The sequence below is a fragment of the Catenuloplanes japonicus genome (assembly GCF_000717135.1).
GTDB classification, from domain to species: Bacteria; Actinomycetota; Actinomycetes; order Mycobacteriales; family Micromonosporaceae; genus Catenuloplanes; species Catenuloplanes japonicus.
The window spans coordinates 347,885-373,139 of sequence record NZ_JNXY01000006.1 but is presented as its reverse complement, the minus strand read 5'-3'; the positions used below and the strand labels follow the sequence as shown (position 1 = coordinate 373,139).

23 protein-coding genes and 2 pseudogenes are annotated in these 25,255 nt (G+C 72.6%); 13 read left to right on the top strand and 12 right to left on the bottom strand.

Annotation, left to right across the window (positions count from 1 at the left end; genetic code table 11):
- Window positions 1–87 precede the first annotated feature (87 nt).
- Both OP04_RS12445 and OP04_RS49575 read left to right on the top strand, forming a co-directional pair.
- Window positions 88–1,008 (top strand): hypothetical protein, encoded by a 921-nt coding sequence (locus OP04_RS12445; RefSeq protein WP_051797665.1) that lies wholly within the window; start codon window positions 88–90, stop codon window positions 1,006–1,008.
- Between the two features lie 68 nt (window positions 1,009–1,076).
- Window positions 1,077–1,562, top strand: a complete 486-nt coding sequence (locus OP04_RS49575) for a hypothetical protein (protein ID WP_051797663.1) — start codon at window positions 1,077–1,079, stop codon at window positions 1,560–1,562.
- On the opposite strand, the gene OP04_RS12435 is transcribed toward OP04_RS49575, so the two are convergent.
- A complete protein-coding gene (locus OP04_RS12435; protein WP_033339702.1) occupies window positions 1,550–2,056 on the bottom strand; it encodes a DUF6912 family protein in 507 nt (168 codons plus the stop codon). The genes OP04_RS49575 and OP04_RS12435 overlap by 13 nt on opposite strands.
- Before the next feature lie 54 nt (window positions 2,057–2,110).
- Window positions 2,111–2,542 carry a rhodanese-like domain-containing protein gene (locus tag OP04_RS12430; protein WP_051797661.1) on the bottom strand — a complete coding sequence of 144 codons (432 nt, stop codon included), beginning with the start codon at window positions 2,540–2,542 and terminating at the stop codon, window positions 2,111–2,113.
- 92 nt (window positions 2,543–2,634) lie between these two features.
- Between OP04_RS12430 and OP04_RS12425 the strand changes: the two genes are divergently transcribed.
- From OP04_RS12425 to OP04_RS53270, 3 genes are all read left to right on the top strand, one after another.
- A complete protein-coding gene (locus tag OP04_RS12425; RefSeq protein WP_085066399.1) occupies window positions 2,635–3,102 on the top strand; it encodes an Lrp/AsnC family transcriptional regulator in 468 nt (155 codons plus the stop codon).
- Window positions 3,103–3,126: 24 nt separating this feature from the next.
- Window positions 3,127–3,360 (top strand): helix-turn-helix transcriptional regulator, encoded by a 234-nt coding sequence (locus tag OP04_RS12420; protein WP_033339895.1) that lies wholly within the window; start codon window positions 3,127–3,129, stop codon window positions 3,358–3,360.
- 134 nt (window positions 3,361–3,494) lie between these two features.
- Window positions 3,495–4,415 (top strand): Rv3235 family protein, encoded by a 921-nt coding sequence (locus tag OP04_RS53270; RefSeq protein WP_157239727.1) that lies wholly within the window; start codon window positions 3,495–3,497, stop codon window positions 4,413–4,415.
- A 264-nt stretch (window positions 4,416–4,679) separates the two neighbouring features.
- Here the strand turns inward: OP04_RS53270 and OP04_RS12410 are convergent, their stop codons facing one another.
- The 4 genes and pseudogenes from OP04_RS12410 to secA all read right to left on the bottom strand — a co-directional run.
- A complete protein-coding gene (locus OP04_RS12410; protein WP_033339701.1) occupies window positions 4,680–5,258 on the bottom strand; it encodes a TetR-like C-terminal domain-containing protein in 579 nt (192 codons plus the stop codon).
- Complete coding sequence (locus tag OP04_RS12405; RefSeq protein WP_033339700.1) at window positions 5,251–6,081, bottom strand: alpha/beta fold hydrolase; 831 nt, start codon at window positions 6,079–6,081, stop codon at window positions 5,251–5,253. The genes OP04_RS12410 and OP04_RS12405 overlap by 8 nt, the downstream gene beginning before the upstream one ends.
- A 247-nt stretch (window positions 6,082–6,328) precedes the next feature.
- A pseudogene (locus tag OP04_RS56975) lies at window positions 6,329–6,628 on the bottom strand (SEC-C metal-binding domain-containing protein); the annotation flags it as partial.
- Window positions 6,629–6,708: 80 nt separating this feature from the next.
- A pseudogene (secA, locus tag OP04_RS12400) lies at window positions 6,709–9,226 on the bottom strand (preprotein translocase subunit SecA); the annotation flags it as partial.
- 193 nt (window positions 9,227–9,419) lie between these two features.
- Here secA and OP04_RS12395 point away from each other — a divergent pair.
- Window positions 9,420–10,610 (top strand): GNAT family N-acetyltransferase, encoded by a 1,191-nt coding sequence (locus OP04_RS12395; protein ID WP_033339698.1) that lies wholly within the window; start codon window positions 9,420–9,422, stop codon window positions 10,608–10,610.
- The gene (locus OP04_RS12390) at window positions 10,607–11,731 is read left to right on the top strand and encodes a GNAT family N-acetyltransferase (RefSeq protein WP_033339697.1); all 1,125 of its coding nucleotides are present in this window, start codon (window positions 10,607–10,609) and stop codon (window positions 11,729–11,731) included. The genes OP04_RS12395 and OP04_RS12390 overlap by 4 nt, the downstream gene beginning before the upstream one ends.
- Window positions 11,732–11,788: 57 nt before the next feature.
- Here OP04_RS12390 and hpf read toward each other — a convergent pair whose 3' ends face one another.
- The 5 genes from hpf to mtrA form a co-directional block, all read right to left on the bottom strand.
- Complete coding sequence (gene hpf, locus OP04_RS12385) at window positions 11,789–12,409, bottom strand: ribosome hibernation-promoting factor, HPF/YfiA family (RefSeq protein ID WP_033339696.1); 621 nt, start codon at window positions 12,407–12,409, stop codon at window positions 11,789–11,791.
- Between the two features lie 317 nt (window positions 12,410–12,726).
- On the bottom strand, window positions 12,727–13,437 hold the full coding sequence (locus OP04_RS12380; RefSeq protein WP_033339695.1) for a ComF family protein: 711 nt from the start codon (window positions 13,435–13,437) through the stop codon (window positions 12,727–12,729).
- Window positions 13,438–13,508: 71 nt separating this feature from the next.
- Window positions 13,509–15,332 (bottom strand): LpqB family beta-propeller domain-containing protein, encoded by a 1,824-nt coding sequence (locus OP04_RS12375; protein WP_157239725.1) that lies wholly within the window; start codon window positions 15,330–15,332, stop codon window positions 13,509–13,511.
- The gene (mtrB, locus tag OP04_RS12370; protein ID WP_408606743.1) at window positions 15,329–17,029 is read right to left on the bottom strand and encodes an MtrAB system histidine kinase MtrB; all 1,701 of its coding nucleotides are present in this window, start codon (window positions 17,027–17,029) and stop codon (window positions 15,329–15,331) included. The genes OP04_RS12375 and mtrB overlap by 4 nt, the downstream gene beginning before the upstream one ends.
- Before the next feature lie 76 nt (window positions 17,030–17,105).
- Window positions 17,106–17,795: an MtrAB system response regulator MtrA gene (gene mtrA / locus OP04_RS12365; protein WP_033339693.1), complete on the bottom strand. Its 690-nt coding sequence runs from the start codon at window positions 17,793–17,795 to the stop codon at window positions 17,106–17,108.
- 203 nt (window positions 17,796–17,998) lie between these two features.
- On the opposite strand from mtrA, the gene OP04_RS12360 reads away from it, so the two are divergent.
- From OP04_RS12360 to OP04_RS12340, 5 genes are read left to right on the top strand one after another with little or no spacing between them, the layout of a single operon-like run.
- Entirely contained in the window at window positions 17,999–18,850 is an 852-nt protein-coding gene (locus OP04_RS12360) for a hypothetical protein (RefSeq protein WP_033339692.1), read from the top strand.
- Window positions 18,847–19,401: a DUF4129 domain-containing protein gene (locus OP04_RS12355; protein ID WP_033339691.1), complete on the top strand. Its 555-nt coding sequence runs from the start codon at window positions 18,847–18,849 to the stop codon at window positions 19,399–19,401. Before OP04_RS12360 ends, OP04_RS12355 begins: the two co-directional genes overlap by 4 nt.
- Entirely contained in the window at window positions 19,398–20,726 is a 1,329-nt protein-coding gene (locus OP04_RS12350) for a DUF4350 domain-containing protein (RefSeq protein ID WP_051797657.1), read from the top strand. Before OP04_RS12355 ends, OP04_RS12350 begins: the two co-directional genes overlap by 4 nt.
- Window positions 20,723–21,706, top strand: coding sequence for an AAA family ATPase (locus OP04_RS12345; protein ID WP_033339690.1), 984 nt, complete (start codon window positions 20,723–20,725; stop codon window positions 21,704–21,706). The genes OP04_RS12350 and OP04_RS12345 overlap by 4 nt, the downstream gene beginning before the upstream one ends.
- Window positions 21,707–21,713: 7 nt before the next feature.
- Window positions 21,714–23,093, top strand: a complete 1,380-nt coding sequence (locus tag OP04_RS12340) for a DUF58 domain-containing protein (RefSeq protein ID WP_198153798.1) — start codon at window positions 21,714–21,716, stop codon at window positions 23,091–23,093.
- On the opposite strand, the gene OP04_RS12335 is transcribed toward OP04_RS12340, so the two are convergent.
- Entirely contained in the window at window positions 23,065–24,105 is a 1,041-nt protein-coding gene (locus OP04_RS12335) for a stage II sporulation protein M (protein ID WP_063746588.1), read from the bottom strand. The two genes, OP04_RS12340 and OP04_RS12335, sit on opposite strands and share 29 nt — an antisense overlap.
- A gap of 40 nt (window positions 24,106–24,145) precedes the next feature.
- Between OP04_RS12335 and OP04_RS12330 the strand changes: the two genes are divergently transcribed.
- Window positions 24,146–25,252, top strand: coding sequence for an RDD family protein (locus OP04_RS12330; RefSeq protein ID WP_051797655.1), 1,107 nt, complete (start codon window positions 24,146–24,148; stop codon window positions 25,250–25,252).
- The last annotated feature ends 3 nt before the right edge of the window (window positions 25,253–25,255 follow it).

Here is a 25,255-nt window from a genome sequence, read left to right as displayed (position 1 = left end):
GAGGTCCGGCATGGTACGGCCGCCGAGCGGGCCGCGTACGCTGAGTGCGCCGATTCGTGGCACCAGGGCCAGGCAGAAAGTCAGAGGATGACGAAGCAGTCACGCACCCCCACGTCCGACGCGCCCGCGACGACGAGGAAGCGCTTCTCCGTACCCCTGGAGCCGATTTTCGCTGTTCTCGCGCTCGGCTGGCTCGGCGTGATGCTCCGATCGGCGCAGGTGTCGGTGTCGACCGCGGCCGAGGGCGCGCTGGCCGTCTATCTCGCCGCCTACTCCCTGCCCGGCCTCATCTCCGCCAGCCTGGTGGCCGGCGCCGCCACCGGGCTCACCGCCGTCACGCTGATCGGGCCGGTCCGCCGCGCGGGCGCGACCGTGCGGTTCGCCGTGGCCTCCGCGGCCGGGCTGCTGGTCGGGGCGGGCGCGGCGCTGCTGGTGCTGGAGAGCTACGGGCAGGGCGACGCGATCACGATCCTGGCCGCCACGTTCGCGGCCTCGGCCACGGCCGGCGGCGCGTTCGCCGGCATCCGGCACGCGCCGCTCGCGGGTGCGGTCATCAACGCCAGCCTGGGCGTGTTCCTGATCGGATTCGTGCTCAACCTGTTCCAGGGCCCGCTGCTGGACCTGTTCGGCTCCGGTGACACGCAGGCCTCCCAGGCGAGCGCGCTCAGCTGGTTCTCACTGACATCATCGCTGCTCAGCGCGCTGCTCGCGGGCATCATCGCCTACCTGACGCTGGCCAGCGGGCAGGGCGACGAGCGGCCGAGGTGGGCGGTCTACCTGGCCGGCGGCGCGGGCGCGGGCCTGGTGCTGCTGGCGTCCGAGGCGATCGCGCGGACCGGCGGCGGCCAGTTGCTGGACCTGGCCGGGCAGCTCAGCGAGGCGGACCGGGCCGCGCAGGACATCCTGGCGAACGCGCGCTTCAACAACGGCCTGGTCGTGCTCTTCGTCGGCGCGATCACCGCGATGATCCTGCTCGGCCGCACGCTCAAGCCGGTCGAGGACGATTAGTACATGATTTGTGCCGATCCGGTGCAGATCATGGCATGGGCCTCCGGATCGGACCTAGCGTTCCCGGCATGGAGATCGTCTATCCGATAGCCGCGCTCGTCATCGCCGCGGTGATCCTGCTGATGCCGCTGCTGCTGCTGGCCGGTTACGTCCGGCGGCAGGTCCGACGCCGGGGCCGGACGACCTCGGCCGCGCTGCTCGCGCCGGGCACGCTGGCCGGGCTGGTGGTGGTCGCCCTGATCTATGCGGCCGGCACGTACGGCTGGGGCACACTGTCCTCGTTCTACCTGCTCGACCCGGATCAGATGTGCGCGTCCGCGGCCGGCTTCTACTCCGGTACGCCCGGCCCGGCCGACGAGCTGTGGACCGGCATCATCGCCCACGACCTGCCGCTTCAGCGCACCTGCGCATGGTCGGACGGCACCCGCTTCGAGCTGGTGCCGTGGTGGGTGAACCCGCTGTTCTTCGCATGGCTGACGATCGCCGCCGGTGCCCTGCTGGCCGCGCCGGCCGCCCGGTACGTCGACCGGCTGGAGCGGGCTCAGACGATCTGATCCAGCTCCGAGGGGTCGTACCACTCGAGATCGTGGTCCTCGGCGGCGTCCACCGCGAACTGCGCGTCCTCGTCGCCGTCCAGCGCGCCGGGCACCGCCTCCACCGCGGCCGCCACGTCGGTCTCCGCATCGGTCGCGTCCACGTGCACGGAAGCGACCGCGGACAGCGGCAGCGGGCCGGCGAGCGTCATGATCGACGAGCCGAGCTGGTCGTCGCCGCGGGTCACGGCCGAGGCGATCAGGTCCGCGGAGATCACCACGCGGCGGCGCGGGGCCTGAGAATCGCGGTGCAGCAGCACGAGCGCGGACTGGGCGGCGCGGGTGAACGCCACGAACTCCAGCTCCTCCTCGTCGCCCTCCGCGTACCACTCGCGCAGATTCGGGGTGACCGTGTGCACCGGGTCGCCGGGCGCACCGATCTCGCCCTTCTCCAGCAGCGTGGCCAGCAGCGGGAGCGTTGCCGGAACGTACACCCGGACGATCAGAACTGGCACCGCACTGTCTCCCCGCCTCCGTCGACCACCTGCGGTCCAATTAGACCGCATCGGTCAGCAGGCGCAGGTCGCACCCTTCGCCGGTGCGGTAAGCGGGTCCGGCTCGCGCGTGGTCAGCCCGGTCGCGGTCCGCACCGCGAAACCCTCCCGGATCCAGTACTCGATGCCGCCGATCATCTCCTGCACCCGGTATCCCCGCTGCGCGAACGCCAGCGCGGCCCGGGTCGCGCCGTCACAGCCCGGCCCCCAGCAGTAGGTCACGACCGGCGTCCGCGGGTCGATCAGGCCCGGCGCGCGCTCCGCGATCAGTCGCCTCGGCAGGTGCAGCGCGCCCGGAATGTGCCCCTGCTCCCAGGACTCCTCCGACCGCGAGTCGACCAGCACGAAGCCGGGCGTCCCGGACTCCAGCGCCGCGTGGGTGTCGGACACGTCGATCTGCATCGCCAGACGGGCGGAGAACCAGGCTATCGCCTGCTCATTCAACATCCTTCAACGGTACGTATCCCCGCGCTTCCCGTTAACGGACTTCACGCGGTTCCTCGTCTCCCTGGCCGTGGATCCACCGCTATAGTGCGCCTGTGGCCGCGAATCCCCCGGAGCTGGACCAGACAGACTGGCGAATCCTCGACGCACTTCAGCGGGACGGCCGGATGAGCTTCGCGGAGCTGGCCCGCACGGTGGCGATGTCGGCCAGCGCGGTGACCGAGCGGGTGCGGCGGCTGGAGGAGCTCGGTGTGATCTCCGGGTACCGCGCGGTCGTGGCGCCGGAGCGGGTCGGGCTGGGGATCATGGCGTTCGTCCGGCTGCGCTACCCGACCGGGAACTATCGGCCGTTCCATGAGCTGGTCGCGCGTACCCCCGAGATCCTGGAAGCACATCACGTCACCGGCGAGGACTGTTTCGTGCTGAAGGTGCTGGCCGGGTCCATGCGCCACCTGGAGGAGGTCACCGGGCGGATCAGCACGCTGGGCGGCGTGACCACGAGCGTGGTCTACTCCAGCCACCTGGAGGCACGGGCGATCGCGGCCCCGTCGATGGCAGACTGAGACGGTCCGAGGGAGGTGCCCGCGTTGCCGGAGCCGAGGTTTCTGCTGCTGTCCGACGTGGCCGCGGAGCTGAACGTCTCGGACTCGCAGGTGTACCACATGGTCCGCCGGGGCGAGCTCCCCGCGATCAAGATCGGTGGCCGCGGGCAGTGGCGCGTGGAGCGGTCCGCGCTGGAGGCGTACATCGCGGCGAAGTACACCGAGACCGCCGAGTGGGTGGCCCGGAATCCGCTGGTGGAGCCGGATCCCGAGGACTGACGGGTCCGGGTGCACGCGGTCACGCGGGCGGATCAAGCATCGATGTCGATCATTGACAGTGTCGTTCGGCGTGCTTTTCAATGGGGGTTGTCGAAGGCAAACGAAGGCAAACGTAGGCATCAGGAGCGATTCTCATGGTCATGCGACTGTGCGATCCGCGCGGCGTCCGCCCCGCCATCCGCATCTCCCCCGTTCCCGCCGTCGACCCCCCGTTCGACGACGAGCCCTTCGCCTGGTCCGACGCCGACCAGCTCACCCTCCCCTGGCGCACCCCGGCCGCCGCGCCGGCGCCGGCGGGCGGGCCCGGGTGGCGTGGTGGGTCGACGCCGCCGGGCGGGTCCGGGTGGGCCGGTGGATCCTCGTCGGCGGACGAGTCCGGGTGGCCCGGCGAGTCACCGGCGCCGGGCGAGACCGGGTGGGCCGGCGGGTCACCGGCGCCGGGCGAGCCCAGGTGGGCCGGCGGGTCACCGTTGTCGGGCGAGCCTGGGTGGCCTGGCGGATCCCCGGCGACGGGCGGGGCCGCACCGCCTCCCGGATCCGTGGTCGCGGGCGGCACCGGACGGCCCGGTGGGGCCGCGACCCTGCCCGCTGATTCGCTGTCCGATCTCGCCACGCTCGCCGGGCTGGCCGGGCCGGGCCGCACCCCACCGCCCATCCCGCCCGCGGCGCTGGCCGGCGCGTCCACCGAGGCCCGCGGCGCCGCCCACCGGTTCCTCACCCGCGCACTGGAGATCCTCAACGGCTACCGGCCGATCGGCCACCTGCGCACCGTCTCCGCCCTGCTGGAGGCCCCAGGGATTCTGAACGAGGCGAATGCCGCCCAGCGCGCCATCGGCCGCTACCGCCAGGCCGCCGGCCTGCCACCGGTGGCCGGTCGCCGCCCGCTCGCCCCCGCGGGCCGCGTCCACCCCCGCCGCCTGCGCGTCTGCGAGCCACGCCCCGGCGTCGCCGAGGCCTCCGCCGTCCTCACCACCGCCGGCCGCACCTGGGCCCTCGCCTACCGCCTCGAACTCCGCCACGGCCGCTGGCTCGCCACCGCCTTCACCGCCATCTGACCACTGCTCACGGCCCGCCCGTGGTCGTGCGTCAGTCCGGCGCTCGCGACCGGCAGCCTGCCGCGCCGGTCGCCGTCCGCACAGATCGTCGCCACACAGGCGGGCGCGTCGTGCCGCAAGGCGGGCGCGTCGTGCCGCAAGGCGGGCGCGTCGTGCCGCAAGGCGGGCGCGTCGTGCCGCAAGGCGGGCGCCCTGCGCCCGAAATTTCGGCAGTTAGCGGTCCGGTGAATGCGCGCTGACCGGCGCCCGGATCGAAGGCGCCGGTCAGGCGTCGGGGTCCGGGTCGGGGGATCGGAGGCCGGCGATGAGGGTGGTGACGAGGTAGTGGTAGCTGCGGTCGATGTCGCGGGGGAAGCCGAAGCCTCCGTCGCTCTCCAGGCTGGCGAAGCCGTGGAGGGCGGAGCGGACCATGCGGGCGGCGTCGATGGCGCGGGGGCCCTCCAGGCCGAAACCGGAGAGGACGGCGAAGAGGATCTGGAGCACCTCGTCGGCGAGGAGTAGACCCTCCTCGTCGTCGGGTGCGGGAGCCCGGACGGTGGCGGCGTAGCGGCCGGGGTGGGCGACGACCCAGCGGCGCCAGGCGTCGGCGAACGCGTGGACCGCGTCCGCACCGGACCGGCCGACGCACGCGCGGGCCAGTGCGTCGCCCATCTCGCGCTTGGCCTGGAGGCCGATGCTGCGGCGGAGCGCGTCCAGCGAGTCGACGTGCTTGTAGAGCGACGGCGTGCGCACGCCCACGCGCTCGGCCAGCAGGCCCATGGTGAGGCCCGCGAGGCCGACCTCGTCCGCCAGCTCGGCGCCGGCCGCGATGACCGCGGCGGGGGCGAGGCCCGCCCTAGGCACGCGCGTTCGCCTGGAGGAAGGAGAGCAAGAGGGCCACCGTCTCGTCGGGGTACTGAGCGTGCGGGTAGTGACCCGCGCCTTCGATCATCTCAAGCCGGCCCAGGCCCTCCGGCAGGCCGGCCAGGATCCGCTCGCCCTCGGCACGCGGGTCGGCCCAGTCCGGGTCCGCCGAGCCCATGACGACGAGGGCGGGGCAGCGCACGTTCGCGAGGTGCGCCCCGGCGTCGGCCGGCGAGGTCTGGAGCATGGTCTGCAGCGCCTTGGCCCGGCCGGGCTCGCGCAGCATGGCCTCGATCCGGGCCTGCCGCGCGTCCCAGTCGGCGGGCTTCTTGCCCGGGTACGCGTGGTCGAGGTAGCTCAGCCACCGCGGCACGCTGCCCATCATGGCGCCGGCCAGCCGGTACGCCCCCTTGCGGAAGTTCCTCGACCGGAGGTCGCCCAGCGCCATCGCCTGTGCCCGGGTGAACGGCGCCAGCTCGACGATGCCGGTGATCAGCTCCGGCGCGGTCGCGGCCGCGACGGTGGCGGCGCCGCCGGAGATCGAGTGGCCGACCAGCACGGCCGGGCCGCCGAGGTGGCGGATCACCGCGATCAGGTCGCCGGCGATGTCGGTGCGCGTGTAGGACGGCCACGTCGCGGTGGACTCGCCGAGCCCGCGCGGGTCGACCGAGGCGACCCGGTATCCGGCGGCCACCAGCTGCGGCGCGACGAACCGGTACGCCTCACGGCTGTCGCCCATGCCCGGGGCCAGGACGACCAGCGGGCCCTCGCCTGCCACCTCGAACGCGATCGTGCCGGCACCGACGGTCAGGAACTCGGTCATGACTACTCCTCAGATCATTCGCTTAGCCGTTCGGCTAGCTGCAATAGCTATAAGCTAATACAGTTAGCCAACCGCGTCAAGCCGGCACGCGAAGAGGTAAGCCGCAGCAGCCCCGGGGCCCACGGAAACGCGAGGCGCCGGTGATGAAAGCGCGGAGGCAGAAGCGAGCGAGGAAAGAGCCCTCAAACGACGTTCGCCGGCCCGGCCCCGGAGGGGGCCGAACCGGCGAAAGCGGAAAAGCAGCAGGTCAGTCGTTGCCGCCGGCGCCGTGGCACCGCTTGTACTTCTTGCCCGAACCGCAGGGGCACGGCGCGTTGCGGGACGGTCCGTTGGACGCGCTCGCCTGGCCGCTGCCGACCACCGGGCCACGGCGACCGGCCGCGCTCGGGGACTGCGAGTCACGCGTCGGGTCGCCGCCGAGCGCGGGCGCCTGGCGCTGCATCTCGACCGCGCCGGAACCGGCCGCACCGTCGATCGTGGGCGCGGTGTACTGCAACGGCTGACGCTGGCTGCGCCCGCCGCCGAGGCCCTTGGCCCGCACCTCGACCTGCGTCTCCGGCTCCGCGGTGGCCACCGCGCCGTCGCCGCCGACGCGGGGCAGCGCCTGCGCCTTCGACGGGTCGACGGTCGGGGTCTCCTCGACCTGGACCTCCAGGTTGAAGAGGAAGCCGACCGCCTCCTCCTTGATGCCGTCCATCATCTGCTGGAACATGTCGAAGCCCTCGCGCTGGTACTCCACCAGCGGGTCGCGCTGCGCATATGCCCGGAGACCGACACCCTCCTGCAGGTAGTCCATCTCGTAGAGGTGCTCGCGCCACTTGCGGTCGATGACCGCGAGCAGCACCTGACGCTCCAGCTCGCGCAGCGCCTCGGGACCGAGCTCCTGCTCACGACGGTCGTACGCGTCGTGGATGTCTTCCTTCATCTGGGTGAGCAGGAAGTCGGGGTCGATGTGGTTGACCTCGCCGCCCGCCTCCTCGGCCAGGTCCTCGACGGTGCGGCCGACCGGGTAGAGCTGCTTGAGGCTGGTCCAGAGCTGGTCCAGGTCCCAGTCCTCGCCGTAGCCGGCGCTGGTGGCACCCTGCACGTACGCCGAGATGGTGTCGTCGAGCATGTGCCGGACCTGGTCGTGCAGGTCCTCACCGTTGAGCACGCGCCGGCGCTCGGCGTAGATCACCTGGCGCTGCTTGTTCATGACCTCGTCGTACTTGAGGACGTTCTTCCGGATCTCCGCGTTCTGACCCTCGATCTGGGTCTGCGCGCTCTTGATCTGCCGGGAGACCATCTTCGACTCGATCGGCACGTCCTCGGGGATGTTGAGGCGGTCCATCACGGCCTCGACCGCACCGGCCCGGAAACGGCGCATCAGGTCGTCCTGCAGCGACAGGTAGAACCGGGACTCGCCCGGGTCGCCCTGACGGCCGGAACGACCGCGCAGCTGGTTGTCGATGCGGCGGGAGTCGTGGCGCTCGGTGCCGAGCACGTAGAGACCGCCGGCGCCGACGACCTCCTGGGCCTCCTCGTCGCACTTCTGCTTCCAGTGCGGGAGGATCTCCTCCATCGCCTTCGCGTACTCCTCCTCGTGCTCGACCGGGTCGATGCCACGCTGGCGGAGCTCGCCGTTCGCGAGGTGCTCGGCGTTGCCGCCGAGCAGGATGTCGGTGCCGCGGCCGGCCATGTTGGTGGCGACCGTGACGCCGCCCTTGCGGCCGGCCTGCGCGATGATCTCCGCCTCCTGGGCGTGGAACTTCGCGTTCAGCACGTGGTGCGGGATGCCGCGCTTGCGCAGCAGCGTCGCGAGAATCTCCGAGTTCTCCACGGAGACGGTGCCGACCAGGACGGGCTGACCGTTCGCGTGGCGCTCGGCGATGTCCTCGACGACCGCGTGGAACTTCGCCTTCTCGGTCTTGTAGATGACGTCCGGGTGGTCCTCGCGGATCATCGGACGGTTCGTCGGGATGGTGACCACGCCGACGTTGTAGACCTTGTTGAACTCCGCGGCCTCGGTCTGCGCCGTACCGGTCATGCCGGACAGCTTGTTGTAGAGGCGGAAGAAGTTCTGCAGCGTGACGGTGGCGAGCGTCTGGTTCTCCTGCTTGACCTCGACGCCCTCCTTCGCCTCGATGGCCTGGTGCATGCCCTCGTTGTAGCGGCGGCCGTGCAGGACGCGACCGGTGAACTCGTCGACGATCAGGACCTCACCGTCGTTGACGATGTAGTCCTTGTCCTTCTTGTAGAGCTCCTTGGCCTTGATCGCGTTGTTCAGGTAGCCGACCAGCGGCGTGTTCACCGACTCGTACAGGTTGTCGATGCCGAGCTGGTCCTCGACCCGGGCGACGCCGCGCTCGGTGATCGCCACCGTGCGCTTGGCCTCGTCGACCTCGTAGTCGCCCTCGCCGTCCTTGCCCTTCTGCAGGCGCTTGACGACGCGGGAGAACTCGCCGTACCACCGGGCGGAGTGCTCGGCCGGGCCGGAGATGATCAACGGGGTACGCGCCTCGTCGATCAGGATGGAGTCGACCTCGTCCACGATGGCGAAGTTGTGGCCGCGCTGCACCAGCTCGGTGGCGGCCCACGCCATGTTGTCGCGGAGGTAGTCGAAGCCGAACTCGTTGTTCGTCCCGTACGTGATGTCGCACTCGTACGCCGCGCGGTGCTCGGCGGCCGGCCTGTTCGGCAGGACGACGCCGACGGTGAGGCCGAGGAACCGGTGGACCCGGCCCATGGTCTCGGCGTCGCGCTGGGCGAGGTAGTCGTTCGTGGTGATGATGTGCACGCCGTCGCCGGAGAGCGCATTCAGGTACGCCGGCATCACACAGGTCAGGGTCTTGCCCTCACCGGTGCGCATCTCGGCGATGTTCCCGAAGTGCAGCGCGGCACCGCCCATCATCTGGACGTCATAAGGCCGCTGCCCCAGCACCCGGGACGCGGCTTCGCGGACCGTGGCGAAAGCCTCGGGCAGCAGGTCGTCGAGCGACTCACCCTCGGCCAGCCGCTCACGGTATTGCTCGGTCAGGTCGCGCAGCTCGTCATCCGTGAGGTCAGTGTATTGATCCTCGATCGAATTGACGGCGTCCGCGATGGCCTTGAGCCGCCGCACCATCCGGCCTTCACCGGCGCGGAGGACTCTTTCCAGAATCGACACGGGTCAACGCTCCCTACACAGTCTGCCGAACCATCGTAGGGCGCGAAGGGCACGAAGAGTCCACCGCGGCTCTCGATAGTCGCCCGAATCGGACAAAAAACACCTGTGAGTTCGCTGAGGGCAGATTATCGGCCGCATCTCGTACCCGCGAAAGGCTGTTGGGGATCTCGGACCCATGGGTGAGGATGGCCGGATGGAACCCGTGGAGATCATTTCCGACGGTTTGCGGGTGCGCGCCTGGGAGCCGGGCGACGTGGACACGCTGAACCGCGAGGCGTCGCACCCGGCCGTCCAGCGGTGGCTGTCGCTGCCCACCGACCCGGCCGCGACCGCCGACTTCGTGCTGCGCAAGGCCCCCGAGCAGCACGCCGCCGGCGTCGGACTCCACCTCGGCGTGTTCGACGCCACGAACGGCACACTGCTCGGCTCCGTCGCGCTCAACGACATCACACCCTCTCGCGGGTACGCCGAGCTGGGCTTCTGGGTCGCGGCCGGCGCCCAGGGCAACCGGGTCGCGGAACGGGCCGGACGCGCGCTGCTCGGCTGGGCGTTCACCGAGCTGGGCATCGGCATGGCCGGCTGGCGCGCCAAGGTCGGCAACCACGCGTCCCTGGTCACCGCGCTGCGGCTCGGTTACACGCCGGAGGGCGTCAGCCGCAGCCAGCGCCTCAACCCGGACGGCAGCCGGAGCGACCGGTGGACCGCGTCGCTGCTGCCCGGCAGCCTCACCCGGGCCGGGCTGCTGGACACGCCCGCGATGGCGCTCGCGGCCCGGCGCGCCCGCGTCTTCGGCGGCCCGCGCCCGGTGCTGACCGGGCCCGGCGGCGTGCGGCTGCGCGCGGCCGAGGAGCGGGACCTGCCCGCGATCGTGGAGACCTGCCGGGACCCGGTGACGCTGCGCTGGACCACGGTGCCGGAGAACTACACGCTCGCGGACGCGGCCGGGTTCTCGCTGGGGTACCAGCCCACGCAGTGGGCGGCCGGCACCGCGGCGATGTTCGTGATCGCGGACCCGGACGACAACTACGCCGGCAGCATGGACCTGCGGCTGAGCCGGCCCGGTGACCCGCTCTTCGCGGACGTCGGCTACTCGGCCGCGCCGCACGCCCGGGGGAAGGGCTACACCACGGCCGCGCTGCGCACGGTCTGCGAGTGGGGCTTCGAGGCGCTGGACCTGGAGCGCATCGAGTGGCTCGCGCACGTCGGCAACGACGCCTCGCGCCGGGTCGCGGAGAAGGCCGGGTTCGTGATCGAGGGTGTGCGCCGCGCGGGACTCCCGCACCGCGGTGAGCGCCGCGACGTGTGGGCGGCCGGGCTCGTTCCGGACGATCTTCGCGGGGTGGCGGCCGGCGCGGTGCCGGGAGATGCTGAATCGTGGTCATGAGCCGGGCAGTGGTCGAGGACCAGGGGGTACGGCTGCGGCCGTTGCGCCTCTCCGATGTCGATGACGTGGTCGCGGCCTGCTCCGACCCGCTCACCCAGCGGTTCCTGCCGTTGCTGCCGAGGCCGTACACGCGGTCGGACGCGGTCTGGTGGATCGAGGAGGGCACCGAGGCCGAGTGGCAGCAGGGCGGCGGCGTGTGGGTGATCGCGGACCCGGCCACCGACCGGCTCGCCGGCACCATCGGCCTGCACCGGGTGGTCCACGAGCGCGCACAGGCCGAGGTCGGCTACTGGGTCGCGCCGTGGGCCCGCGGCCGGGGCGTCGCGACCGCGGCCACGGTGGCGCTGAGCCGGCACGCGTTCGCGTCCGGCTTCGTCCGGCTGGAGCTGATAACCGAGCTGGAGAACATAGCCAGCCAGCGGGTCGCGCTCGGTGCCGGCTTCCAGCGCGAGGGCGTGCGCCGCGGGCTGTCGCCGGACCGGGACGGCGGGCGCACCGACCTGCTGGCGTTCGCGCGGCTGAACAGCGACCGGCCCGGCCCGGTGCCGCGCTGGCTGCCCGACCTGCCCGGTGGTGCGCTCACCGACGGCGTGGTCACGGTGCGGCCGCTGCGGCCCGGCGACGAGGACTTCACGTACCGGCTGCTCAACGAGCCGGACGTGGTCCTGACCAGCGTGCCCCCGATCGCGCCGGACGCGGAGGAGATCGCGTTGCGGTGCGCGCGCTCGCAGGCGCACTGGCTCTCCGGCGAGCGGGCCGACATGGTCATCCTGGAGAACTCGTCCGGGCGCCCGGTCGGTGACGTCGGGCTCTACTACCAGGAGCGCAACCTCGGACAGGCCATGATCGGGTACGCGATGCTGCCGGAGTGGCGCGGGCGCGGCCTGCCCACCCGGGCCGTGCGGCTGGTGGCGCACTGGGCGTTCGCGCAGACCTCGATCGCGCGGCTGGTCGCCGGCACGAATCCGCGGAACACCGGCTCGCAGCGGGTGCTGGAGAAGGCCGGATTCCAGCGCGAGGGCTACCACCGGTCCCGGCTGCCGGGGATGAACGGCCGCCGCCTCGACGACGTGCCGTACGCGCTGGTCGCCGCCGACCTGCTCAGCGACAAAAATGCATAAAAGGGGTGCCCCACGGTAGAACGCGCGGGGCACCCGAACCGGATCGGAGGAGCGGCGTCAGGCCTCGAGGCCGATGACGCCGTAGTCGTAGCCGCGGCGCCGGTAGACGACGCTCGGGCGGCCGGTCTCCTTGTCCATGAAGAGGTAGAAGTCGTGCCCGACGAGCTCCATCTGGAACAGCGCGTCGTCCACACTCATGGGGATCGAGGAGTGCTCTTTCTCCCGCACGACGTGCCAGGGCTGGTCGTCGTCGTGCACGGATTCCTGCTCGCGTTCCTGCACCAGGGTGGCGGATCCGCCCCCGAGCGGTGCGAAGCCCTCGGCCGGGAGTCCGGCGGTGGCGGCCGCGACCGAGACCGGGGTACGGCGGCCGCGGTGGACCCGGCGGCGGTCCGCTGAACGGCGGAGCCGGGTTTCGAGTTTGGTGAACGCGATGTCCAGGGCGCTGTAGAAGTCGGCGGCACATGCCTCGGCGCGGATCACCGGGCCGCGGGAAACGACCGTGATCTCGACTCGCTGGCAGTGATCGGATTGGCGCGGATTGCGCTCGTGAAACAGCTCGACGTCGACGCGGATGAGTTTCTGGTCGTAACGCTCGATCTTCTCGAGTTTTTCGGCGACGTGCACCCGGTAGTGGTCCGGAACCTCAACGTTGCGACCCTTGACGACAATGTCCACGCGTGACCTCCCCCACGATCGATCTCGAAAGACCGCCGGACGGTGCCGGCGACCTCAGATCTGGGCTTGAACTGGTCTGACGAGGCGGAGGACGGAAAACGCGGTCTGACGCGCTGGCGAGTGGAACTCGACCGACCTCCGAAAACGGCGATGCCTCCTCTCGGTCGGGCAGTGCCGGCCAGCGGCCAGCGGGGCGCGCAGAGCACCCTGACAGCGAGGGCTGATCTTGAGGTCATACCCCCGCTATAGAAACGCTAACCCCTGTTCGGCCCCGCGTCACGCTCCGTTCCCAAGACCGTTTCGAGAAGATTCGCGCACTAGGCACGTTCGAGGGACAAAGGCCGTCGTCTCAACGTTGCGGCGAGCACGGCCGCGCCGGTCACGGGCACGCCGGCCGCCTCCAGCCGTGCCGAGACGACCGCGAGCGTGGCGCCGGTGGTGACGATGTCGTCGAGCAGGATCGCCGGCACCGGCGTGTCGCGCAGCCGCCCGACCTCCGGCGCGCGCAGCCCGAACTTCGACTCCGCCTCGGCACGCCGGCCCGCCGCGGAGAGCTCCGTCGAGTCCGCCCGGGAGCGGGCCCGCAGCGGCCGGGCCACGGTCGCGCGCACGCCGGCGTCGCGCAGCCGCCACGCGGCCCAGCCGGTCAGCGCGCCCAGGTGGTCGCCCTGCCGCGCACGGATCGCCTGCGGCGTGGACGGCACCGGCACCAGCACCACGGCCGGGCCGGGCGCGGACGCCGCCACCACGTCGCCGAGCAGCACGCCGAGCGGCCGGGCCAGGGCGCGGCGGCCGCGTTCCTTGAACTCGAGCAGCGCGGAGCGCAGCACGCCCGCGTACGGCCCGAGCGCGGCGCAGGGCGGGAAACCGGGCGGGGCCGGGTCCGGACTGGTGGCGAACGGCGTGAGCGTGCGCAGCTCGGCCTCGCAGGCGGGGCAGACCGCGCGGCGCAGCGGGCGGCCGGCGGCGCCGCACCCGGCACAGGCGGACGGCAGCACCAGATCGGTCAGCGTGGCCCAGAAGCCCATCTCCGTACCCCCGGACGGTGTGGAAAGAAACCACCGAAGGATAGAGCTTGATCACTTTGCGTAGGGGGCGCTCACTGCAGGAAGAACGGGGCCGTGATCTTGTTGGCGACCGCGTCCGCGGGCGGGTCGACCATCTCCGTCGGCTCCATCCGCGTGGAACGGGCCAGCAGGCGGTACGGGATGTTGGTCACGACGTAGGCCGCCTCGGCGCCCGAGCTGTTCGCGCTCATCGGGTTGACCGGATAGGCGACGAGGTCGGTGACCTGCGCGGAACCGAGGTCGGTCGGGCGCTGCAGCTGATCGACGCCGTCCAGCGAGGTCTCCATGATGCCGACCCGGTTCGTCGGCAGCTGACCGGCCACCATCAGCGTGTCCTGGCCGGCGAAGTCCACGGCCGTGATGTCGCGCAGCTGCGTGTGCACCTCGCGCAGCCCGGTGCTGACCTTCACGCTGGTGTCCGTGCGGATCAGCGCGGTCAGGAACAGCCGGCCGCCGGAGACCAGCGCGATCCGCTGCCCGTCGTGCGCCACGCCCATCGCGGTGATCGGGCCGGGCAGGCCGGAGACCGCGAGCGTGGTGCGGTTCGTGTCCTGCGTGCCGAACTGCTGCAGCTTTCCGTCGATCACGACCAGGCCGACCATGCCCGCGGCGTTCTCGTCCGCGATCGCGTCCGGCGCCCAGAGCCAGACCGGGCGGCCCGCCACGCCGTCGCCGATCGGGATGCGCAGCGGCATGCCGGGCACCTCGGCGCTGATCACCAGCTCCCGGCCCTCGCCCTCCTCCCGGACCCAGGCGCCGAAGATGCGCTGGCCGAGCCGGGAGAACGACGCGACGCTCACGCCGGTGCGCGTCTCCGCCGTCACCAGCGGCACCGGCGGGAGCGACACCTGGTTCGGGTCACGCAGCCGCTTGATCTCGCCGTCGTAGATCGCGAACCGCTCCGGCGGGGACTGCAGCTCGGCCGACGGGTTCGCGGCCAGCAGCGACGCGTCGGTGGCGAACGTCTTGCGCGGCTGTCCCTCGACCTTCACCAGCAGGTCACCGCTGTAGTACCGGCGCAGCGTCCAGTGCAGCTGCGCGCCGAGCCGGTTGAGCGCCTCCTCGTCCAGCGCGCCGGCCTCGGCGGTCAGGTTGACCTCCAGCGCCCGGTCGGCCCCGACCTTCGGCACGTTGCCCTTCTGCTTCACGTTCGCCGGGAGGCTGTCGACGGCCTGACCGATCAGTCCGGACGGGCCGCTGCTGAGCCACTCCAGCAGCTCGGTGGGGCGGCGCTCGAGGGAGATGCTCAGCGGCAGCCAGCGCATGTCCGGCACGAGCGCGGTCCGGTCCTTGTTCCAGAAGTAGACGGGCGTCTGCTCGTACCGCTCGCGGAGCGCGCTGTCCCGGAGCAGGAGCATCGGCGGCGCGCCGGTCACCCAGAACCCGCTCTGACCGGGCACCTCGCCGACCGTGAGCGTGTACTTCCCGTCGGCGTTGTTCGGCGGATCCAGCGCGCCGTTGGCGGAGAGCACGCCGAGATGCTGCACGCTGAGCACCGCGGTGGAGCTGGACGAGTCGACCGGGGTGACGTTCAGATCCTCCAGCAGGTGCACGACGTTGATCTCGCTGGACGGTTTCCACTCCGCGCTCTTGCCCGGCGAGATGAACGACCGGGCCCGCTCCACGGCCTGCTCCGGGTCGCCGGCCGCGGCCGCGAGGAACGCCTCCACCGTCTTGCGGGCCGTGCTGATGTCCGCGCTCTCCCGGTCCAGCGGCGGGACCGTGTCCGCGTTGCCGCCCGCCTCCGGCGACGGCATGCCGCCGCGCACCTGCACGTCGGTCGAGCCGGGGATGCCGCAGCCGGACAGCCCGGCCACCACGAACAGCACCGCGGCCGCTGCTGTGACCTTCCTCACGACTGGGACTCCTCGGTCAGGCGGCGCAGCTCGCTCACGGCCAGCGCCGGGTCGGTCGCGCGCGGCGTCAGATCGTCCGGCACCAGGCGCAGCGGCGCGGTGGTGAGCCGGTCACCGGCCTGGCACGGCAGCGTCAGCCGGAACTGCGCGCCCGCGCCGGGAGCACCCCACGCCTCCAGCCACCCGCCGTGCAGCCGCGCGTCCTCCAGGCTGATCGACAGGCCGAGGCCGGTGCCGCCGGTCTGCCGTGCCCGGGACGGGTCCGCGCGCCAGAACCGGTTGAACACCAGCTTCTCCTCGCCCGGCTTGAGGCCCACGCCGTGGTCGCGGACCGTGATCGACACGGCGGACTCGTCCGTGCGCACGCGCACCCGCACCGGACGGCCCTCGCTGTGCTCGATCGCGTTGCCGACCAGGTTGCGCAGGATCCGCTCGACGCGGCGCGGGTCGACCTCCGCGACCACCGGCACGTCCGGCAGCTCCAGGTCGAGCTCCACGCCGACGCGCTCGGCCAGGCCGGCCAGGCGCTCGCTCACCCGCTCCACGATCGGGACCAGGTCGGTCGGCTCGGAGTCCAGCATCGCGAAGCCGGCGTCGAACCGGCTGATCTCCAGCAGGTCGGTCAGCAGGTTCTCGAAGCGGTCCAGCTCGTTCTGCAGCAGCTCGGCGCTGCGCGCGACCGCGGGGTCGAACTCGTCGCGCTCCGCGAAGATCAGGTCGGCGGCCATCCGTACCGTGGTCAGGGGTGTGCGCAGCTCGTGCGAGACGTCCGAGGTGAAGCGGCGCTGGAGACGGGACATCTCCTCCAGCCGGACGATCTGCCGTTGCAGGTTCGCCGCCATCTGGTTGAAGGACGCGCCGAGCAGCGCCAGGTCGTCCTCGCCGTTGACCACCATGCGCTGGTCGAGCAGGCCGGCGGAGAGCCGCTGCGCGGTGCGGGCCGCGACCCGGACCGGCGTCACGACCAGGCGGGTGACCAGCGCGGTCAGGATGACGAGCAGCACCACGAGTGCGGCGCCGGTGATCAGCACGGTCGTGCGGATCTCGTTGGCCGCCTGGTTCTCCGTGGTCAGCGGCACCACGTAGTAGAGCTCGACCTGGCCGAAGCCGGTCAGCACGGGCGCGCCGTACACCAAATATTTCTGTGTCTCGCCGCCGTTGAGCGACGCGGTCTGGATCTGCCACGACGGGCCCCGGGTGGCGACGCTGGTCTCCAGCTCCGCGGTCAGCACCCGGGAGAGGTCGTCGACCTGCGGCGCGGTCACCGGCGTCAGGTTCTCGAAGTTGTGCGCGCGCAGCGACCAGATCCGGCCGGTGGCCTGGCTGGCCTCGCCGCCGACCAGGTAGCCGACCGTGCTGGACAGCGTGCTCTGCAGCTCCGGATCGAAGGCCTGGTTGTGCACGCCGAGCTGCGAGCCGGCCCAGACCTCGCCGGCTTTCAGCTGCGCCTCCGCATTCGCCACGGCCTGGTCGCGGAGGATCGTGCTGGCCCGGACGGCCACCACGGAGGCGAACACGCCGACCAGCACGCCGGACGCGATCAGCGTGATGGCGACCATCCGCAGCTGCAGCGAGCGGCGCCAGGCCTGACGGACGACGGCCGCTATCCGGCCGGCCCGCCAGGCGATGGCGTGCCACCAGCCGCCGGCCGTGCGGCCGGCGCGGGAGTCACGGAGACGAACGAGCGCAGCACCCAGCGCGGCGGCCGCGCGGGAGGCGGCGAGCCGTCGGATCAGGGTCACAGGAGAGGTCCGGGTCACAACGCCGTACAGGCTAGCCGTTCCCCGCCTTGTAACCCACGCCCCGCACGGTCAGGATGATCTCGGGTCGCTCCGGATCCGGTTCGATCTTGGCCCGCAGGCGCTGGACGTGCACGTTGACCAGGCGCGTGTCGGCCGCGTGCCGGTAACCCCACACCTGCTCCAGCAGCACCTCGCGGGTGAAGACCTGACGCGGCTTGCGGGCCAGCGCCACCAGCAGGTCGAACTCCAGCGGCGTGAGCTTGACCTCCTCGCCGTCGCGGCTGACCGTGTGCGCGGGCACGTCGATCGTGATCTGGTTCGTCGGCGGGCCGATCGTCAGCAGCTCCGGCGCCGCGTCCTCACCCCGGCGCAGCCGGGCCCGCATGCGCGCGACCAGCTCCTTCGGCTTGAACGGCTTCACCACGTAGTCGTCCGCGCCGGACTCCAGACCGAGAACGACGTCGACCGTGTCGCTCTTCGCGGTCAGCATGACGATCGGCAGACCGGACTCGGAGCGGATCGAACGGCACACGTCGATCCCGCTCATGCCGGGCAGCATCAGGTCCAACAGGACGATGTCCGGTCGGTTCTCGCGAAACGCCGCGAGTGCGCGCTCACCGTCGGAGACAAAAGACGGCAGGAATCCTTCGCTGCGCAGAACGATGCCGAGCATCTCCGCCAGCGCTGGATCGTCGTCGACCACCAGGACCCGGGCTCTCATGGCGTCAAATATCGCACTTCCACTCCAGGAAGCGCGTGACGCCCGCCGTCTGTCTGTTCCAGCCGTCCGTACCGAATCATGCGATCTTGGTATTTTCCAGGCACTTTTCCCTACCTCAAGGTCTGCTTGGAACCCCCTTCGTCCCGGCGTGCCAGGATTGCCGCGAACAAACCACTCCCGCCCTGCCTCAGGAGTCACCCGGTTTGGACCACGCCGGCCCGTCCGCCGCGCTCCCGCTGCGTCCGCTCACCGTCGGTGAGCTGCTGGACGCCGCGGTCGGCGTGCTGCGGGACAACGCCCGTGCGCTGCTGCCCGTCGCCGCGGTGCTGGCCGCGACCGAGCAGGCCCTGCTCTACCCGGTACGGGCGTGGGCGCACGCGAACCCGCCCACCTACATCCCGCTCTGGGAGGATCTGGACCGGTTCTACCTGCTGCTGGTGGTCGGCGCCGCCACCGAGGCGATCGTGATCCTGCTGCTCGGCGGCGTCGCGTCCCGGGCCGCCGCGGCCGCGCTGCTCGGCACGCGCCTGCCCGTGCGGCAGCTGCTCGACGTGCGCGCGGCCCGCCTCGGCCCGGTCCTGCTGATCGCGCTGCTGGTCGGCGCGCTCACGCTCGGCGCCGCGATCACCGGCCTGGTCTGGCTCCCGGTGTACGGCCTGACCGGCCTGATCATCCCGGTGCTGGTGATCGACCGGGTCTCCGTGACGCGCGCGGTCGCCCGCGGCGTGTCCATCGCGGCCCGGCACAGCGCCCGCGCGCTCGGCATCCGGCTGCTCGGCGCCGCGGGCTGGCTGGCCATGCGCATCGCGCTCGCGCTGTCCGGCGTCTACACCATGGACCTGCTCGGGCTCACCCACCCGGGCTGGGCCGCGCCGCTCGGCTTCGCGGTCTGGACGCTGGCGAACACGATCGCGTACCCGACGCTCGCCTGCCTGGACGCGGTCGTCTACCTGGAGATGCGGATGCGTACCGAAGGGCTGGACATCCGGCTCGCCCGCGCCCGCGCGCACGGGCCGGTCACCACCGAGTCGCTCGCCCAGGGGGTGCTGCCGTGACGCCCAGCCGGTGGTGGACCGAGACGGTCGGCGTCATCGACGACGCGATCGGCACGGGCACGGCCATGCTGCTGCTGATGATCGCCACTTTCGTGGTGGCGATCGCCTGGTACACGTTCCCGGCATGGGTGCCACGCCGGCTGCCCCGCCTGCCCCGCCTGCGTCTCCGCCGCCGCAAGACGCGCGCGGTCCCGCCCGAGGAGGCCGTGGAGACCGTGGAGATCGACACGCTGCCGACCATGCCGTCCGGGTCGCTGGTCACGCTGGCCGACCGATACGCCGCCGAGGGCCGCTACGCCGAGGCCGTCCGCGAGCGGCACCGGGCCATGGTCCGCGAGCTGGTCGAGCGGCGCGTCATCGAGCACCACCCCGAATGGACCGTCACGGAGCTGGCCGGTGCGGCCGCGCGCGCCCGGCCGTCGCTGGACGCGCCGCTGCGCGACGCCGGGACGATCTTCTCCGACATCTGGTACGGCGAACGCCCCGCCGAACCCGCGCACGACCGGCGCATGCGCGAGCTGTCCGCCAGCGTGCGCGAGGCCCTGCGATGACGCGCCGGCGCCGGCACCGGATCCTCGTCCCGGTCGCGGTCACGCTGGCGCTGCTCCTGATCACCGGCGTCACGTACGCGATCGAGGAGCCGGACCCGGCCGCGGACACGTACCTCTCCCCCGCCGTCACCACCGGCGCCGGCGGCAGCACGCTGGACAACGCGCTGCGTGCGAGCGGCGTGACCGTCCGGCACCTGACGAAGACGTCGGACGCGCTGGTCGAGGCGTACCGGGGCAACGCCACGCTGTTCATCCCCGCACCGGAGGCGATCCACCCGGAGTACCTGCGGATGCTCGAACTGCTGCCGCCCACGACTCGGGTCGTGCTGGTCGCGCCCGGCTCCCCGGCGCTGCGCGCGGCCGGGCTGTCCGTCACGGCGGAGAGCCGCCGCTGGACCACCAAGGCCGTCGGGCCGGACGCGGAGCAGAACCGGCCGTGCCTGATCAACGAGGCGCGCGAGGCCGGCACCGCGGCCGCGCTGCGCCAGCGCTACGACGCGCCGGGCCCGGTCTGCTACGGCCACGGGCTGGTCCGCGCGTACGACCTGAACGCCGAGACGCTGGTGATCGGCGCCGGCGACCCGTTCCGCAACGACCGGATCCGTGAGCACGGCAACCAGCGGCTCGCGATCGGGCTGCTGGGCACGCGTACCCGGATGATCTGGCTGGACCGGCACCGGATGGAGCCGGCGCCGCTCTACGCCTCGTCCCGGCCGGGCGGCGGTCCGGGCGCGCCGCCCTCGCTCTACCCGGACAGCGACATCAGCACCAGCGGTCCGGGCGACTCCGGACCTCCCGGCGGCGACCAGCCCGGCCCCGGCCGGACCAGGTCGCCCCAGCCCGGCGATTCCACCCCGGAGGCCGGCAACCAGGCCGCCTCCCCCTCGGACCGCGGGAATCCGCTCCTCGCGGCGTTCCCGGCCTGGTTCTGGGCCATGCTGGTGCTGCTGGCGGCTGCGGCGCTGACCACCGCGCTGTGGCGGGCCCGTCGGCTCGGCCCGCCCGTGGTCGAGCCGCTGCCGGTGACGGTCCGCGCGCACGAGACCGTGCTCGGCCGTGGCCGCCTCTACCGGCGGGCCCGGGACGCGCCGCACAGCGCGGAGATCCTCCGCGTGGCCGCCCGGGAGCGGCTCGCCCGGCGGCTGCGGCTCGCCCCAGACACCGACCTGGTGTCCGCCGTGGCCGCGCACCTGCGCGCGGACGAGCGGGAGATCCGCCGGGTGCTCTACGACGCCGAGGTCCCGGACGACCGCACGCTGGTCTGGCTGGCCCGCGCGCTGCACGACCTGACCACCGCCGTGACACATGAAGGAGACAACCGGTGACCCAGAACGCGTTCGGAGCGGTCGCCACCGCGGACGACGCCCGGGAGACGCTCCACCGCCTGCGCGCCGAGGTGGCCAAGGCCGTCGTCGGGCAGGATGCCGTGGTCACCGGCGTGCTGATCGCGCTGCTCTGCCGCGGCCACGTGCTGCTGGAGGGCGTGCCCGGCGTGGCGAAGACGCTGCTGGTCCGTACCGTGGCGGCCTCGCTCGCGCTCGACGCCAAGCGCCTGCAGTTCACGCCGGACCTGATGCCCGGCGACGTGACCGGCTCGCTGGTCTACGACCCGCAGACCGCGAAGTTCGAGTTCCGCAACGGGCCGGTCTTCACGAACCTGCTGCTCGCCGACGAGATCAACCGGACGCCGCCGAAGACGCAGTCCGCGCTGCTGGAGGTGATGGAGGAGCGGCAGGTGTCGGTGGAGGGCACGCCCCGGCCGCTGCCGGACGTGTTCATCGTGGCCGCCACGCAGAACCCGGTCGAGTACGAGGGCACCTACCCGCTGCCCGAGGCCCAGCTGGACCGGTTCCTGCTCAAGCTGACCGTGCCGCTGCCCACCCGCGACGAGGAGCTGGGCGTGCTGCGCGCGCACCACTCCGGCTTCGACCCTCGTGACCTGGCCGCCGCCGGGGTGCGGCAGGTCGCGACCGCGGACGACCTCAACGCCGGGCGCGCTGCCGTCGCCCGGGTCGCGGTCGCGGACCCGGTCCTGGCCTACATGGTCGACATCTGCCGCGCCACCCGCACGTCGCCCGCGTTCGAGCTGGGCGCGTCCCCGCGTGGCGCGACCGCGCTGCTGGCCACGTCCAAGGCGTGGGGCTGGCTGGCCGGCCGGGACTACGTCACGCCGGACGACGTGAAGTCCGTCGTCCGGTCCACGCTGCGCCACCGGGTGCGGCTGCGCCCCGAGGCGGAGCTGGAGGGCGTCACCACGGACGCGGTGCTGGACTCCGTGCTCGCGTCCGTCCCCACGCCGCGATGAGCCGCCCATGGTGACGTGGCGGGCCGCGGTGCTGCTCTGCCTCGGCGCCGCGTCGATGCCGCTGTGGCCGTGGCCGTGGACCGGCCTGGCCGTCGTCCTCGCGGCCGTGGCCCTGCTGTGCGCGCTCGACCTCCGGGCCGCCGCCGCGCTGAAGCAGGTCACGCTGACCAGGGAGGGCCAGCGTGCGGTCCGGCTCGGTGACGAGGCCGTCGTGACCCTGAAGATCCACAACTCGGGGGTACGGACGCTGCGCGCCGACCTCCGCGACGACTGGGTCCCCTCGGCCGGCGCCGGGCAGACCACGCACCGCCTGGAGATCGCGCCCGGCGCCACCGGCGTGGTGGAGACGCGGCTGCGCCCGACCCGGCGCGGCGACCGGCCCGCCGTCCGGGTGACGCTGCGCTCGCACGGCCCGCTCCGGCTCACGTTCCGGCAGCTCGGCGCGCGTCCGGCCACACCCGGCTGGACGCTGCGGGTGCTGCCCCGGTTCGAGTCCCGTCGCTTCCTGGCCGAGAAGGTGTCCCGGCTGCGCGTGCTGGACGGCTCGACCGCCGTACGCGGGCGCGGGCGGGGCACGGAGTTCGACGCGCTGCGCGAGTACGTCGGCGGCGACGACGTGCGGTCGATCGACTGGCGGGCCAGCGCACGCCGCTCCGACGTGCTGGTACGCACCTGGCGGCCGGAGCGCGACCGCCGCGTGCTGTGCGTGCTGGACACCGGCCGCACGTCCGCGGTGCGGGTGGACCGCACCTCGGCCCCGGCACCGCGGCCGGCCTGGCTGCCCGCACTCCCGCCGCCGACCGGCCCGGTGCCGGCGCACGGCGAGCCCCGGCTGGACGCCGCCATCGACGCCGCGCTGCTGCTGGCCGCGCTGGCCGGCCGGGCCGGGGACCGGGTCGACCTGCTGGCCGTGGACACCGCGGTCCGGGCCTCGGTCGCGGGTGCCGGGCGGGAGGCGCTGCTGCCCCGGCTCGTCGACGCGGTCGCGCCGCTGCAGCCCGCGCTGGTCGAGACCGACTTCGAGCTGGTCGTCGGCGAGATCATGCGCCGGGAGCGGAAGCGGGCGCTGGTGGTGCTGTTCACCACGCTGGAGCCCGGCCCGATCGGCGAAGGGCTGCTGCCGGTGCTGCCCCGGCTCGCCTCGCGGCACAAGGTGCTGGTCGCGTCCGTGCACGATCCGGCGCTGACCGCGCTCACCTCGCGGATGCCGGAGGACGCGGAACAGGCGTACGCGGCCGTCGCCGCCCACCAGGCCTTCGCGGAGCGGGACCGGGTGCGGGACGCGCTGGTCCGGCACGGGGTCGAGGTGGTGGACGCGCCGCTGGCCGAGTTCGCCTCCCGGGTCAGCGATGCCTACCTCACGCTGAAGGCGGCGGGCCGGCTCTGAGGCCGGCCCCGGTTTTGAGGTCGGCCCCGGTTTCGAAGCCGGCCCCGGTTTTGAAGTCGGCCTCAGCTTTGAGTTCCGCCTCCGCACGGGATCCGAACAGCAGGACGTACCCCAGGAAGCCCAACCAGGCCGCCGCGCCGATGCCGATCCGGAACGCGGCCGGCATCGGCGTGGGCGTCACCATAGACTCGATCAGCGCGGAGACCGCGAACAGCGCGACCAGCCCGACCGCGGCGACCATGCCCTCGCGCGCGGTCTCGGCCAGCGCGCGGCCACGGGTGCGGTCCGGGCCCGGCGCGATCCACGCCCAGCCGATGCGCAGGCCCACGCCGGCCGCCACGTAGATGCCGGTCAGCTCCAGCAGACCGTGCGGCGTGATCAGGCCGAAGAACTGCTCCGCGCTGCCGTGGTCGATCATCACGCCGCCGACCACGCCCAGGTTCAGCGCGTTCGTCCAGAGCAGCCAGACCACCGGCAGGATCAGCACGCCGGAGGCCAGGCACTGCGCGGCCAGCCACGCGTTGTGCGTCCACAGGTGGAGCGCGAACGAGGCCGGCAGGAACTCCGTGTAGTAACCGGCGAACTCGCTCTCGACCAGCTCCCTCGCCTGCTCCTCGCCGACCAGCACGGCCGCGCTCTCCGGGTGCGCGGCCACCCAGTACATGAGGAACGCGGTCACCGCGCAGAACGCCACCGCGACGCCGGACCACCACGGCCAGGCCCGGTAGACCGCGCGCGGGAAGCCGTGCGTGACGAACCGGCCCGCGTCCGCCAGGCGCAGGCGGCGGCCGCCGGTGATGGTGGCGCGCGCGGTCAGCACCAGCCGGGACAGGCGCGCGACCAGCACCGGGTCGGGCGACCGGCTGCGGACCACGGACAGGTGCGTGGTGGCGCGCTGGTAGAGCGCGAGCAACTCGTCGACCTCGGCCGGGTCCAGACGGCGTCCGCGGGACAGCTGCTCCAGACGGCGCCACTCGCCGTCGTGTTCCGCGACGTACGCATCAAGATCCACTAATCCCCCTGCCCGCAGCCATCCGGCATAGTGTTTCACTGTGCGCGTGGCGGACGGCAAAGCAAGTCCGGTCTCCGGCGACGGCCTCGCCTCCGGGGGCCCGATCTCGGGGGGCCTGATCTCGGGGGGCCTGGTCCCCGGCGGGTCGGTCTCCAGCGGGCTGGTCTCCGGTGAGGCGGTCGAGGTCGAGATCCGGGTGGCCCGGCCGGGCTCCCGTGTGCTCGCGCTCGCGGTCGACATCATGGTCCAGTTCTGCCTGGCCGTGACGCTGACGTTCGTGACCATGATGATGCTGCTGATCACCGGCGCGTTCGACCTGCTGGACGACGCCGTCACCAGCGCGATGATCGTCATCGGCACCGTGCTGGTCCTGGTCGGCTACCCCACGGTCGCCGAGACGTTCTCCGGCGGCCGCACCGTCGGCAAGACCGTCGTCGGCCTGCGCGTGGTCCGCGACGACGGCGGCCCGATCCAGCTGCGGCACGCGTTCACCCGCGCGCTGGTCGGCGTGGCGCTGGAGTGGCCCGGCCTGGTGCTGCCGCTGGTCACCTGGATCGCCGGCCTGTTCACCATGCTCACCAACCCGCTCGGCAAGCGCCTCGGCGACCTCGCGGCCGGCACCATGGTCATCCACGACCGCGCCGCGACCAGCTGGGGCTGGGTCCCCGGCATGCCACCCGCACTGGCCGGCTGGGCGGGCACGCTCGACCTCACCGGCCTCGGCGACGACCTGGCGCTCGCGGTCCGCCACTTCCTGTCCCGAGGCAGCGCCCTCGTCGAGCCGGACCGCAGCCGCCTCGGCCACGCACTCGCCGGCGAGGTCGCGTCCGTCACCGCACCGCCGCCACCGCCGGGCGTCCCCGACTGGGCCTACCTCGCCGCCGTCCTCGCCGAACGCCACCGCCGCGCCACCCACCGCCTGGCCCGCAACCGCTCCGTCTCCGCCGCACTCTGGCCCAGCCTCCCGCTCCCCGGCTTCCGCCCCCAGCCCGCCGTCCCGTCCGAGGTCGCCGCGCTCGCCGAGTGGCCGAGCCAGGCCTGGCCCCGCCCGCCCTGGCAGACCGGCCAGACCCCGGACTGGACCGGCATGACACCCCCGCCCATGGCCAGCACCCTGCGCGGCTCCACCCCGCAGGAGGAGACCTGAATC

Excerpts from the sequence above, each read along its gene's own strand:
- OP04_RS12380 (WP_033339695.1), bottom strand. The coding sequence starts at position 13,437 with ATGGGCTTCTGGGCCACGCTGACCGATCTGGTGCTGCCGTCCGCCTGT.
- OP04_RS12445 (WP_051797665.1), top strand. The coding sequence starts at position 88 with ATGACGAAGCAGTCACGCACCCCCACGTCCGACGCGCCCGCGACGACG.
- OP04_RS12350 (WP_051797657.1), top strand. The coding sequence starts at position 19,398 with ATGACGCGCCGGCGCCGGCACCGGATCCTCGTCCCGGTCGCGGTCACG.
- OP04_RS12405 (WP_033339700.1), bottom strand. The coding sequence starts at position 6,081 with ATGACCGAGTTCCTGACCGTCGGTGCCGGCACGATCGCGTTCGAGGTG.
- OP04_RS53270 (WP_157239727.1), top strand. The coding sequence starts at position 3,495 with ATGGTCATGCGACTGTGCGATCCGCGCGGCGTCCGCCCCGCCATCCGC.
- OP04_RS49575 (WP_051797663.1), top strand. The coding sequence starts at position 1,077 with ATGGAGATCGTCTATCCGATAGCCGCGCTCGTCATCGCCGCGGTGATC.
- mtrA (WP_033339693.1), bottom strand. The coding sequence starts at position 17,795 with ATGAGAGCCCGGGTCCTGGTGGTCGACGACGATCCAGCGCTGGCGGAG.
- OP04_RS12395 (WP_033339698.1), top strand. The coding sequence starts at position 9,420 with ATGGAACCCGTGGAGATCATTTCCGACGGTTTGCGGGTGCGCGCCTGG.
- OP04_RS12390 (WP_033339697.1), top strand. The coding sequence starts at position 10,607 with ATGAGCCGGGCAGTGGTCGAGGACCAGGGGGTACGGCTGCGGCCGTTG.
- OP04_RS12430 (WP_051797661.1), bottom strand. The coding sequence starts at position 2,542 with ATGTTGAATGAGCAGGCGATAGCCTGGTTCTCCGCCCGTCTGGCGATG.
- OP04_RS12340 (WP_198153798.1), top strand. The coding sequence starts at position 21,714 with ATGGTGACGTGGCGGGCCGCGGTGCTGCTCTGCCTCGGCGCCGCGTCG.